Source organism: Streptomyces sp. NPDC007162 (genome assembly GCF_040634175.1).
Classification (GTDB): domain Bacteria; phylum Actinomycetota; class Actinomycetes; order Streptomycetales; family Streptomycetaceae; genus Streptomyces.
In genome coordinates, this window is sequence record NZ_JBEYFC010000279.1 from 1 (window position 1) to 11,535 (window position 11,535).

Genomic DNA, 11,535 nt, shown 5'->3' on the forward strand with positions numbered 1-11,535 from the left:
GCGCTGAGAGGCCGGCGGCGCTGGGGAGTTCCCCGGCGCCGCCGCGCGCCCGCCTTCCGGGTCAGTGCCCGAAGTCGAACCAGTTCACATTGACGAAGTCCGCCGACTGGCCGCTGCTGAAGGTCAGGTAGACGTCGTGGGTACCCGTCACCGAGCTGATGTTCGCCGGGATCGTCGTCCAGGTCTGCCAGCCACCCGTGTTGGCCACCGCGAAGCTTCCGACGGGGGTGCTGGACGGGCTGTCGAGCCGGACCTGGACCAGGCCGCTCACCCCGGCGGCCGCGCCGCTCGCCACCCTCGCGTAGAACTGGGTGGCCGCCGTGGAGCCGAAGTTGACGCCCTTGTAGAGCGCCCAGTCGCCGTTGGCGACGTACCCGATGTCCTGGCCGCCGCCGGTGTCGGTGGTGGCCTCGGCGGTCACCCCGGCCTGGCTGTCGTACGACTCGGCCTGGATGGGGCTGTACGCGTCACGGTTGCCGGTGGGGGGAGTGGTGGTGCCGCTCCCCCCACCGGACTGCAGGACCTGCACGTAGTCCACGACCATCGGGTGGCCGGACTCGGTGGCGCTGGTGGGGCCGCCGCCGAAGGCACCCGGGAAGCCACCGCCCATCGCCACGTTCAGGATGACGAAGAACCCGTGGTTGGTCGCGTTCGCCCAGGTGGTGGCGTCGACCTGACTGGCCGTCACCGTCTGGTAGTTGACCCCGTCCACGTAGAAGCGGATCGCCTCCGGGCTCACCGAGCGGTCCCACTCCATCGTGTAGGTGTGGAAGCCGGACTGGCAGGTGGTGTTGGGGCAGGCGGTCGAATTGCCCAGGCCCGTCGTCTCGTTGCAGGGGCCGCCCGGGCTGGTGCCGCAGTGCATGGTCGCCCACGTCTTGTTCAGGCCCTGCACGTTCTCCATGATGTCCAGCTCGCCGACGCCCGGCCAGTTCTGGTAGTTGCCCCGGTAGGGCGCGCCCAGCATCCAGAACGCCGGCCAGTAGCCGTAGGCGGCGGTGCCGGTCACGTTCGGCATCTGGATGCGGGCCTCGACGCGCAGCTTGCCGCCGGCCGGGGGCTGGAAGTCGGTACGGGTGGTCTCGATCCGGCCCGACGTCCAGTTGCCCGCCGCGTCGCGGACCGGCGTGATCTTCAGGTTGCCGCTGCCGTCGAGGGCGACGTTGCTGGTGGACGAGGTCATCGTCTCGACCTCGCCGGTGCCCCAGTTGGCGGCACCCCCCGGATACGAGGTCCCGGTGTCGTACTGCCAGTTGGCGGTGTTGACGCCGGTGCCCGCCGTGCCGTTGAAGTCGTCGAGGAAGACCTGGCTCCAGCCGGACGGCACGCCGGGCGCGGAGGCGCTGGCGGGGAGGGTGCCGACGGTGGCGGCCGTGACCGCGAGGCCGACGGTGGCCAGCGCGGCGAGCAGCGCGCGGCGGATCGAGCGGCGCCGTCTGTGATCCGCGGGAGGTATACCGGAGGTTTCGCTCATGGGGGTGCCTCTCGGGTACGGAGGGGGGTGCGCGGGTGGGTCCTCAAGAGCGCCGTGATGGATCTGAGAGCGCTCTCAAAGTGGGCCCAATGTGCTCTCCGTGCCTGCGGCCGTCAAGAGTTAAAACAAAGAATCACCTTGTTTCTCAACCGAGTTCACGCTCTGAAGCCGGCCGCTCGCTAGACGGCGCTGCCCGCCTTCCAGTCCGCCCAGGACAGGTTCCAGCCGTTGAGGCCGTTGGACGGGTCGACGGTCTTCTCGCCGGAGTTCCTGACGATCACCACGTCGCCGAGCATCGAGCTCTCGTAGAAGGTGTAGCCGTCGACCGAGGAGTCGCCCGCGCCCTTGGCGTCGTGCAGGCCCACGCAGCCGTGGCTGGTGTTCTCGTGGCCGAAGACCGCGGTCGACGCCCAGTAGTTGCCGTGCACGAAGGTGCCGGACGTGGTCAGGCGCTGGGCGTGCGGCACGTCCGGGATGTCGTACTCGTCGCCGAGACCGACCGTGGAGGACTCCATCCGGGTCTGCTTGAACCGCTCACTGATCACCATGATCCCGGACCAGGTGGTGTGCTGGGCGTCGCCGCCGGAGACCGGGTAGGTGGCGTGGGTGGCGCCGTCCCGCTTCACGACCATCCGCTTGGTGGCCAGGTCGACCGTGCTGATCTGCTCCCGGCCGATGTGGAAGGTCACGTCCTTCGACTGCACGCCGTAGACGCCGGCCGTCCCCTCGACGTCCTTCAGCCGCAGACTCAGCGTGATCTTCGTGCCGGACGCCCAGTACGTCTCGGGACGGAAGTCGAGCCGGGTGTCGCTGAACCAGTGCCCGACGATCTCCACCTCCGGCTCGGCGGTCACGGTGATCGCCTTCTGGACGGCCGCCCGGTCCGCGACCGCGTGCGTGAAGTTGATCGACACCGGCATCCCGACGCCGGACGTGGAGCCCGCCTCCGGAGTGAAGTAGCCGACGAAGGTCTCCCCGGGGGACTTCGTGGTGAAGGTGGCCACCGTCTCCTCGGCCGCGCCGCGCGCCTTCGCGGTCACCGTGTACTTGGTGCCGGAGTACGGGTTCCTCGCCGACGTCCACTTCGTCCTCGCGGTGTCGAAGGTGCCCGCCAGGGTGGAGCCGTCGTTGCCCGTGACCGTGACGGAGGCCAGCGTGCCGTCGGTCACCATGACCTCGACCGGGCTGGTGAAGCCGGCCTTCGCGGTGCCCGAGGCCGGCGTGACCGTGATCGTCGCCTTCCTGGTCGCGGACTTCGCCGAGGCCGTGGCACCCTTGTCGGCCGGCGCGGCCGAGGCCTCCGCCGAGGAACTGCATCCGGCCAGTGCCGCACCCGCCGGCACCGCGCCCAGCGCGGCGAGGATCCCGCGCCGGGACCACTTCCCCGACTGCCGTCCGGACCGGTTCGATATGTGCTGGACGCCCACGACACGCCTTCCTGACTTGTCCACCTGTGTCAGGGCATCCTGCGCTCGTTGTATGGGTGGTTCCTTTGAATCACGGGGGTGATCCCTGAGATTCCGATGAGGAGCGGGGCGGCGGGGGACCGGCGGGTTCTCTCCAAACGAGTCGGCCGGAACCCGGGTTGTCCGCACCCGCGATCCTGAACAGAGTGTGAACGCCCGACCGGCAGCCTGGTTTCCGGTGAGTTCGTCCTCCGGGACGGTTTCCCCACCCACCCGATCGGAACAGTAAAGAAGCAGTTCGCCGACCCGCCGGAGGTATTCCGTGACCGACGTCCGCACACGGCAGAGCGTGGCCATCGTGGGAGCGGGGGCGGCGGGCACCCTCACCGCCGTCCAGCTCTGCGAGAGCGCGCACCGCCGCCGGACTCCGCTCGACCTCGTCCTGATCGACCCGGCTCCGGAGGCGGGCCGGGGCACCGCCTACGCCACCCGCGACCCCCGGCACCGCCTCAACGTGCCCGCCGGCAACATGAGCGCCTACCCGGACGACCCCGGGCACTTCGTCCGCTGGCTGTGCCGGCACGGCGAACCCACCGTCACCGGCACCGACTTCGCCACCCGCTACCGCTACGGCGCCTACCTCGCCGACACTCTCGGTCAGGCCCTCGTCCGCGCCCACGGCACGGTCGCGGTACGCAGGCTGCGCACCCGCGCGCAGAGCTGTACCGGCACTTCCGACGGCCGGGTGGAGCTCCACCTCGCCGCCGGGGGATCCCTGACGGTGGACGGCGCGGTCCTGGCCACCGGCCCCGCCGGCGCCACCGCCGACTGGGCGCCGGCCGCGCTGCGCACCTCGCCCCGGTTCGTCGGTGCCCCGTGGACACCGGGCGCCCTGGACCCCGTACGGGACAGCCCCGAGGACATCCTGCTGGTCGGCACCGGCCTGACCGCCGTCGACCTCGCCCTGACCCTCGACCGGCCCGGGCGCACGCTGCACGCCCTCTCCCGCAACGGACTGCTGCCCCAGCCGCACGCTCTCGGCCCGGCCGGTGCCATGCCCGCACCGGACGGCCTCGACGACACCTCGCTCGGCCGGCTGCGCCGCGTGGTCTGGCGCCACGTCAGCCGTTCCGTGCGCACCCATGGCGACTGGCGCCCCGCCCTGGACAGCCTCCGCCCGCACACCGCACGGCTGTGGCACAGTCTCACACCGCAGGAGCGCGAGGACTTCCTGGCCCGCGAGGGCGCCCTGTGGAACACCCACCGCCACCGGATGGCCCCCGCCACCGCCGAACACGTCTCCCGCGCCCGCACCGCCCGCCGCCTCCAGGTCCACACCGGCACGGTCACCCGGGTGACGGCCGCCGGGACCGGTGGTCTCGCGGTCGAGCTCTCAGGCGGCCGTACGCTGCACGTCGGGTGGATCGTGGACTGCACCGGGCCCGGCCGCCGCCTCGACGACCCGCTGTGGCAGCGGCTGTTCGGTTCGGGCACGGCCGTCCCCGGACCCCTCGGCATGGGTGCGGCCACCCGCGACGGCCGGCTCCTCGACGCCCGGGGCCGTACCGGGCTGCCCCTGTTCACCCTCGGGGCGCCGCGCCGGGGCGAACTGTGGGAGACCACCGCGATACCCGAGATCCGGGTCCAGGCGGCCGAGCTGGCGCAGCACCTGCTGCCGCCCCCGCAGCGCCGGCGGGCCGGGCGGCGTCCCGTCGACGGCCACGGGCAGCCCCTGTCCACCCGCGCCGAGGCGGCCGCCGCCTACCGCGCCGGGCTCGACCGGGTCCTCAAGGTGCGCTCCGGCGCCGAGGACGCCTTCGCCCGCGCGGTCGCCCTGGACCCCGGTTTCGCCCTCGGCCACGCGGCCCTCGCCCTGCTCGGCCACGAGTGCGCCGCCGCCGTCGACGTGCCCCGGGCCCTCGCCGACGCCCAGCGCGCGGCCCGAGAACGCGCGGACGAGCGCGAGCGGTCCTTCGTGGACGTGGTGACGCGCCGGGTGACCGGCGACGACGGGGACGGAGCGCTCGTACGGCATCTGCGGGAGCACCCAGGAGACGCGCTGGCGCTCGCGGCGGCCGTGCCGACCATCGCGTTCTCCGGAGTGAGCGATCTCCAGGACGCCGACGCCCTGCGACTGCTCGAACTGACCTCGCCCGTGTACGACGGACACTGGTTCCACACCTCGCTGCTGGCCTTCCTGCGCCAGGAGCAGGGCCGGCTGCACGAGGCGGCCGAGCTGGCCCACCGCGCGCTGGCCGCCGAGCCCGCCTCCGGGCACGCGGTGCACGCCCTGGCACACGTCCACTACGAGTCCGGGGCGCACGAGGCGGGCCGGGACTGGCTCGACGGCTGGTTGGCCGGGCGCGGCCGGGGCGCCGTGCACCGGGCGCACTTCTCCTGGCACATCGCCCTGCACGAACTCGCCCTCGACGACCCGGGCGCCGTGCGCCGCCGCTGGTTCAGCCAGCTCGCACCGGGCCGGGTGCGTGGTGTGCGGGCGCTGGTGGACTCGGGGTCGCTGCTGTGGCGGGCCCGGCTCAGCGACAGCTGGGACGGCGATCTGCCGACGACGGACGTGCTCGACTCGGTGGCCCGGGAGGTGCTGGAGCGGCCCGCGACCGCGTTCACCGCGCTGCATGCGGCCGTCGCCCTCACCGCCGCCGGTGACCTGCCGGCGCTGCACCGGCTCCGCGACCACGCGGCCGGCGCCGATCCGGTGCAGCGGGAGGTGATCGCGCCGCTGTGCGAGGCGTTCGCGGCACTGGTCGAGGAACGGTTCCACGAGGCGGCCCGGGGGCTCGACGCCCTGCTGCCGGTGCTGGCCAGGGTCGGCGGCAGCGCGGCCCAACGCGAGGTCGTGGAGGAGACCCTGCTGTACGCACTGGTCGCGGGCGGCCGTTGCGACGCGGCCCGCCGACTCCTGGACACCCGCCTGAACCGCAGACAGACCCCCCGCGACCGACGCCTGCGCGCGACCCTCCCTGCCTGACCGACGACCGCATTCCGGTCCCCGGTCCCACCCGACGGCGCCCCAGTCCCGTCCGGGGCCGGGGGCTACCCGTCGCCGACGGTGCGTTCCGGGTGCCAGCCCAGGGCTCGGGAGATGCCGCGGGCCGCCAGGCGTACCGCCGGGATCAGCGCCGGGACCTGGGCGTCGGTCTGGGGCACCACCACCGAGACGGCCGCGGCCACCTGCCCCGTCGCCCCGCGCACCGCGGCCGCCACCGACAGCGCGTCGTCGGTGACCTGACGGCTGCTCACCGCCACTCCGGTACGGCGTACCTCGGCCAGCGAGCGGCGCAACCGGGCCGGATCCGTGACGGTGTACGGCGTGAAGGCGGCCAACGGGCCCGCGCAGTAGTCCTGCTGGAAGGCGGCCGGCTCGTGCGCCAGCAGCGCGAGGCCCACGCCCGTCGCGTGCAGCGGCCAGCGGGCCCCCACCCGGATGTGCACGCCCACCGCCGAACGCCCCGACAGCCACTCGATGTAGACGACCTCGGTGCTGTCCCGCACCGCCAACTGCACGTTCTCGTGCGTTGCTTCGTAGAGGTCCTCCAGGTACGGCAGCGCGATCTGGCGCAGCGCGAGACCCCGTGGAGCGAGTGCCGCCAGCTCCCAGAGCCGCAGTCCCACGTGGTAGAGACCCTCCGCGTCCCGCTCCAGCGCGCCCCACTCGGTGAGCGCGCCGGCCAGCCGGTGCGCGGTGGTCAGCGAGAGCCCCGCCCGGCGGCTGATGTCGGTCAGGCTCAGCGCCGGATGCCCGTGGTCGAAAGCGGCCAGGACCGCCAGCAGCCGGTCCGGCGCGGAGCGGGCGACGGTGGTCATGGCCGGTCGGCGACCCGCAGCAGGAGCGCGTGGAGGGCCTCGCGCTCGGCGGGGTCGAGCGGGGCCAGCAGGTCGTTCGTCACCCGCCGGCCCGCCTCGTCCGTGTCCCGCAGGAAGGCCCGGCCGCTCTCGGTGAGGACGACGATCCGGCTGCGGCGGTCGTCGGGGGCGGGGCGGCGCTCGGCGAGGCCCTGCCTCTCCAGGTCGTCGACCAGGCCGACGATCGCGCTCGGGTCGTAGCCGAGCCGGGTGCTCAGCTCCCGCTGGAGCACCCCCTGCGACGTGGCGAGGAACCGCAGCACCGCGTAGTGGCGCAGCCGCAGCCCCGACTCCTGCAGGGACGTGTTGAACAACTGCCCCGAACGCAGGCCGAGGCGGTACAGCAGATAGCCCGTGTCCGCGAGCAGCCCGCGCATCCACGGCTCGTCGGCGTCGACGGAGGGCGTCTTCTCGGTGTGCTGGCGGGCGATGGCGGGCTCCCTGGTACGGGCCCCGGCGACGGGGCGGTCGGTGGCACGGATTCCAGCATGCCGCACCCGTGGGACGGCAACAACTATTGACGTCAACAATTATTGCTCTTAGCTTCGATCTCACAGCCGCACCCATGCGACCCACGTGAAGGGACCAGCCGTGCCCACCATCGATCTCACCGGCAAGGCCGCCGTCGTCACCGGCAGCGGCCGGGGCCTCGGCCTCGCCTACGCCCACGCCCTCGCCGCCCACGGTGCGTCCGTGGTCGTCAACGACGTGGACGAGGCCGTCGCCGAGCAGGCCGTGAAGTCCATCACCGAGGCCGGCGGCACCGCCGTCGCCGAGGTGGTCCCGGTCGGCACCGCCGAGGCCGCCGACCGGCTCGTGAACCGGGCCGTCGAGGAGTTCGGCCGCCTGGACGTCCTGGTCACCAACGCGGGCATCCTGCGCGACAAGGTGCTCTGGAAGATGACCGACGACGACTTCGACGCGGTCGTCACCACCCACCTCAAGGGCACCTTCACCTGCGCCCGCGCCGCCGCCGTACGGATGCGCGAGCAGGGCGAGGGCGGCACCCTGATCCTGGTCGGCTCCCCGGCCGGGCAGCGCGGCAACTTCGGCCAGACCAACTACGCCGCCGCGAAGGCGGGCATCGCGGCCATGGCCCGTACCTGGTCGATGGAGCTGGGCCGGGCGAACATCACGGTGAACGCGATCGTCCCGGTGGCGGCCACCGCCATGACCGAGACCATCCCCGCCTTCGCCCCCTACATCGAGGCGATGCGGGGCGGCGAGCCGCTCCCGGACTTCCTGCGCAAGGGCGAGGGCTTCGGCACCCCCGAGGACTGCGCGGCCGTCGTCCCCTTCCTCGCCTCCGCGGCCGCCCGGGGGATCACCGGCCAGGCCATCGGCATCGGCGGCGACAAGGTGGCACTCTGGTCGCATCCGCAGGAGATCCGGGCGGCCTACGCCGACGGCGGCTGGACCCCGGAGACCCTCGCCGACGCCTTCCCCACCTCGGTCGGCGCCGAACTCCAGTCCGTGGGCATCCCCGCGCCCAAGCTGCCGGAGGCGTGATGGACATCGAGGCACTGACGGCGATCGACGTCCACACGCACGCCGAGGTCTCCTCCCGGGGCCACTCCTCCCTCGACGACGACCTGCACGACGCCTCTGCCGCCTACTTCAAGATCGAGGGCAAGCGGAAGCCGACGATCGAGGAGACCGCCGCCTACTACCGGGAACGGAACATGGCGGCTGTGATCTTCACGGTGGACGCCGAGTCCGCCACCGGCACCCCGCCGGTCCCCAACGAGGAGGTCGCGGAAGCCGCCGCGGCCAACTCCGACGTGCTGATCCCCTTCGCCTCCGTCGACCCCTTCCGCGGCAAGGCGGGTATCAGGCAGGCCCGCCGGCTGGTCGAGGAGTACGGGGTGAAGGGCTTCAAGTTCCACCCCAGCATCCAGGGCTTCTTCCCGAACGACCGCGCGGTGGCCTACGGCCTCTACGAGGTGATCGAGGAGACCGGCGCCATCGCCCTCTTCCACACCGGCCAGACCGGCATCGGGGCGGGCGTCCCGGGCGGCGGCGGGATCCGCCTGAAGTACTCGAACCCGCTGCACGTGGACGACGTCGCCGCCGACTTCCCGCACCTGAAGATCATCCTGGCGCACCCCTCCTTCCCGTGGCAGGACGAGGCCCTCGCCGTCGCCACCCACAAGCCGGGCGTGCACATCGACCTGTCCGGCTGGTCGCCGAAGTACTTCCCGCCGCAGCTCGTGCAGTACGCGAACACGCTGCTCAAGGACAAGGTCCTGTTCGGCTCCGACTTCCCCGTCCTCACCCCCGACCGCTGGCTCGCCGACTTCGCGAAGCTGCCGGTCAAGGACGAGGTCCGGCCGAAGATCCTCAAGGAGAACGCCGCCCGTCTGCTCGGGCTGACCAAGCCATAAGGGGTCGCAGATGCGCAACGAGGGACTGGGATCCTGGCCCGCGCGCCGGGCCCGCAAGACCCCGCACCGTACGGCGCTGGTGCACGACGGCCGGGCGGCCGACTACCGCACCCTGCACCACCGCACCACCCGCCTCGCCCATGCCCTGCGCGCCCGGGGCGTCCGCCGCGGCGACCGCATCGCCTACCTCGGCCCCAACCACCCCGCCTACCTGGAGACCCTGTTCGCGGCCGGCACCCTCGGCGCGGTCTTCGTCCCGCTCAACACCCGCCTGGCAGGCCCCGAGATCGCCTACCAGCTCTCCGACTCAGGTGCCAGGGCCCTGCTCTACGGTCCCTCGCACGCCGGTCTCGTCGCGGGCCTGCCCGGCACCAGCGACGTCCGTACCTACGTCGAAGTAGGCGCCGAATACGAGGAGTTGCTCGCCGAGGCGGCCGACGACCCGATCGACGAGCCTGTCGTCCCCGACGACACCTGCATCATCATGTACACCTCGGGGACGACCGGCCGCCCCAAGGGCGCGATGCTCACCCATGGGAACCTGACCTGGAACGCGCTCAACGTGCTGGTCGACACCGACCTGATCGCCGACGAACGTGCCCTGGTCTCCGCCCCGTTGTTCCACACGGCGGGTCTCAACATGCTCACCCTGCCGGTCCTCCTGAAGGGCGGCGCCTGCGTCCTGGTGGAGTCCTTCGACCCGGCCACGACCCTGGACCTGATCGAACAGCACCGGATCACCTTCATGTTCGGGGTCCCGACCATGTTCGACCAGGTGGCCCGGCACCCGCGCTGGCCGGACGCCGACCTCTCCTCCCTGCGCATCCTCACCTGCGGCGGCTCCCCGGTGCCCAGCCCGCTGATCGCCGCCTACCAGGAGAGGGGCCTGACCTTCCTCCAGGGCTACGGCATGACCGAGGCCTCGCCCGGTACCCTCTTCCTCGACGCCGAGCACGCCATCGGCAAGTCCGGTTCGGCGGGCGTACCGCACTTCTTCAGCGACGTACGGGTGGTACGGCCCGACCTGACCCCGGTCGACGTCGGCGAACCCGGCGAGGTCGTGGTCCGCGGCCCCCATGTCATGTCCGGCTACTGGGGGTTGCCGGAGGAGACGGCGGCCTCCTTCGCCGACGGCTGGTTCCGCAGCGGAGACGCGGCCCGCGTCGACGAGGACGGCTACGTCTACATCGTCGACCGCCTGAAGGACATGATCATCTCGGGTGGGGAGAACATCTACCCCGCCGAGATCGAGGACCTGCTCCTCGCCCACCCCGACATCGTGGAGTGCGCGGTCATCGGGGTGCCGGACGACAAGTGGGGCGAGGTGCCGCGCGCGGTGGTGGTGCCCCGGGAGGGCGCCGACCTCGACCCCGACGAGGTGCTGGCCTCGCTGTCCGGCCGGCTCGCCAAGTACAAGCTCCCCAAATCGGTGGTGCTCGCGGACGAACTCCCGCGCACCGCCTCCGGCAAGCTCCTCAAGTCCCGGGTGCGCAAGCGCTACGGCACCACCTCATGAGTAAGGAAAGCGACATGGGCGTCACCGTCAACGGCCTCGACGAACTGAAGAAGCTCGCGGGCAGCGACCTGGGCACCAGCGAGTGGATCGAGGTCACCCAGGAACGCATCGACACCTTCGCCGACGCGACCGGCGACCACCAGTGGATCCACGTCGACCCCGAGCGGGCGGCCGCGGGCCCCTTCGGCGCCCCGATCGCCCACGGCTACCTCACCCTGTCGTTGTTCATCCCCCTGTTCACCGAGCTCCTCGACGTCCAGGGCGTCACCACGAAGGTCAACTACGGACTGAACAAGGTGCGTTTTCCGGCGCCGGTGAAGGTGGGCTCGCGCATCCGGCTGGTCGCGAGGCTGGCGGAGGTCGAGGACGTGCCGGGCGGGGTGCAGATCCTCGTCGACGGGACGATCGAGATCGAGGGCGGGACCAAGCCCGCGGCCGTGCTGCAGAGCCTGTCACGGTTCTACGCGTAGGTCTTGCCGTGGTGGGGAACTGCGGGCCGGCGGGGGCCGGCTGCGCAGTTCCTCCCCAACGCCCCTGCGGGGCGCTGAACTCAGCCCACGACGTCCACGAAGATCGGGTTCGAGTAGAACCACGTGTCGGCCCACGGGTCGCCGTTGCCCGGCTCGTGGGGGATCGGGCCGTGCGGGTCGATCGAGGCGCCGAGGTAGCCCGTGCCGCTCCGGTTGCCGTCGCTGCCGCGCAGCCGGACGTAGCAGGACTCGTCGCCCGCGGTGAGCGGGATGCGCAGGGTGTAGGTGCCCCTGCGGCCGGACACGTCCTTCGTCCGCACGACCTTCGTGTCGGGCGCCTGCCAGGTGTCGCGGTCGGCGACCGGGCCGCGCACCGCACCCCGGATGACGTCGACGTGCGCCAACTGGGGCAGGATCCCCT

Annotated in this window: 9 protein-coding genes and 1 pseudogene; 5 read left to right on the forward strand and 5 right to left on the reverse strand. The window is 72.2% G+C overall.

The window, feature by feature from the left end; all coding sequences use genetic code 11:
• Positions 1–61: 61 nt before the first annotated feature.
• The gene (locus ABZ646_RS28015) at positions 62–1,474 is read right to left on the reverse strand and encodes a glycoside hydrolase family 16 protein (protein WP_360524502.1); all 1,413 of its coding nucleotides are present in this window, start codon (positions 1,472–1,474) and stop codon (positions 62–64) included.
• A 179-nt stretch (positions 1,475–1,653) separates the two neighbouring features.
• Positions 1,654–2,901, reverse strand: coding sequence for an Ig-like domain-containing protein (locus ABZ646_RS28020; RefSeq protein ID WP_360524505.1), 1,248 nt, complete (start codon positions 2,899–2,901; stop codon positions 1,654–1,656).
• 301 nt (positions 2,902–3,202) lie between these two features.
• Between ABZ646_RS28020 and ABZ646_RS28025 the strand changes: the two genes are divergently transcribed.
• The gene (locus tag ABZ646_RS28025; RefSeq protein WP_360524508.1) at positions 3,203–5,869 is read left to right on the forward strand and encodes an FAD/NAD(P)-binding protein; all 2,667 of its coding nucleotides are present in this window, start codon (positions 3,203–3,205) and stop codon (positions 5,867–5,869) included.
• A 65-nt stretch (positions 5,870–5,934) separates the two neighbouring features.
• On the opposite strand, the gene ABZ646_RS28030 is transcribed toward ABZ646_RS28025, so the two are convergent.
• Entirely contained in the window at positions 5,935–6,705 is a 771-nt protein-coding gene (locus tag ABZ646_RS28030) for an IclR family transcriptional regulator (RefSeq protein ID WP_360524511.1), read from the reverse strand.
• Positions 6,702–7,121 (reverse strand): MarR family transcriptional regulator, encoded by a 420-nt coding sequence (locus ABZ646_RS28035; RefSeq protein WP_360524523.1) that lies wholly within the window; start codon positions 7,119–7,121, stop codon positions 6,702–6,704. Before ABZ646_RS28035 ends, ABZ646_RS28030 begins: the two co-directional genes overlap by 4 nt.
• Positions 7,122–7,335: 214 nt before the next feature.
• Here ABZ646_RS28035 and ABZ646_RS28040 point away from each other — a divergent pair, with 214 nt between their 5' ends.
• The 4 genes from ABZ646_RS28040 to ABZ646_RS28055 are packed head-to-tail and all read left to right on the forward strand — an operon-like array spanning position 7,336 to position 11,114.
• On the forward strand, positions 7,336–8,253 hold the full coding sequence (locus ABZ646_RS28040) for an SDR family oxidoreductase (RefSeq protein WP_360524514.1): 918 nt from the start codon (positions 7,336–7,338) through the stop codon (positions 8,251–8,253).
• Positions 8,253–9,128 (forward strand): amidohydrolase family protein, encoded by an 876-nt coding sequence (locus ABZ646_RS28045; protein WP_360524517.1) that lies wholly within the window; start codon positions 8,253–8,255, stop codon positions 9,126–9,128. Before ABZ646_RS28040 ends, ABZ646_RS28045 begins: the two co-directional genes overlap by 1 nt.
• A 10-nt stretch (positions 9,129–9,138) precedes the next feature.
• The gene (locus ABZ646_RS28050; RefSeq protein ID WP_360524520.1) at positions 9,139–10,644 is read left to right on the forward strand and encodes a long-chain fatty acid--CoA ligase; all 1,506 of its coding nucleotides are present in this window, start codon (positions 9,139–9,141) and stop codon (positions 10,642–10,644) included.
• A 14-nt stretch (positions 10,645–10,658) separates the two neighbouring features.
• Positions 10,659–11,114: a MaoC family dehydratase gene (locus ABZ646_RS28055; protein WP_360524526.1), complete on the forward strand. Its 456-nt coding sequence runs from the start codon at positions 10,659–10,661 to the stop codon at positions 11,112–11,114.
• An 80-nt stretch (positions 11,115–11,194) separates the two neighbouring features.
• Here ABZ646_RS28055 and ABZ646_RS28060 read toward each other — a convergent pair.
• A pseudogene (locus ABZ646_RS28060) lies at positions 11,195–11,535 on the reverse strand (histidinol-phosphatase); the annotation flags it as partial.

Bases quoted from the DNA above. Each gene is read 5' to 3' on its own strand.
- ABZ646_RS28015 (WP_360524502.1), bottom strand. From the start codon at position 1,474: ATGAGCGAAACCTCCGGTATACCTCCCGCGGATCACAGACGGCGCCGC.
- ABZ646_RS28030 (WP_360524511.1), bottom strand. From the start codon at position 6,705: ATGACCACCGTCGCCCGCTCCGCGCCGGACCGGCTGCTGGCGGTCCTG.
- ABZ646_RS28035 (WP_360524523.1), bottom strand. From the start codon at position 7,121: ATGCGCGGGCTGCTCGCGGACACGGGCTATCTGCTGTACCGCCTCGGC.
- ABZ646_RS28045 (WP_360524517.1), top strand. From the start codon at position 8,253: ATGGACATCGAGGCACTGACGGCGATCGACGTCCACACGCACGCCGAG.
- ABZ646_RS28050 (WP_360524520.1), top strand. From the start codon at position 9,139: ATGCGCAACGAGGGACTGGGATCCTGGCCCGCGCGCCGGGCCCGCAAG.
- ABZ646_RS28055 (WP_360524526.1), top strand. From the start codon at position 10,659: ATGGGCGTCACCGTCAACGGCCTCGACGAACTGAAGAAGCTCGCGGGC.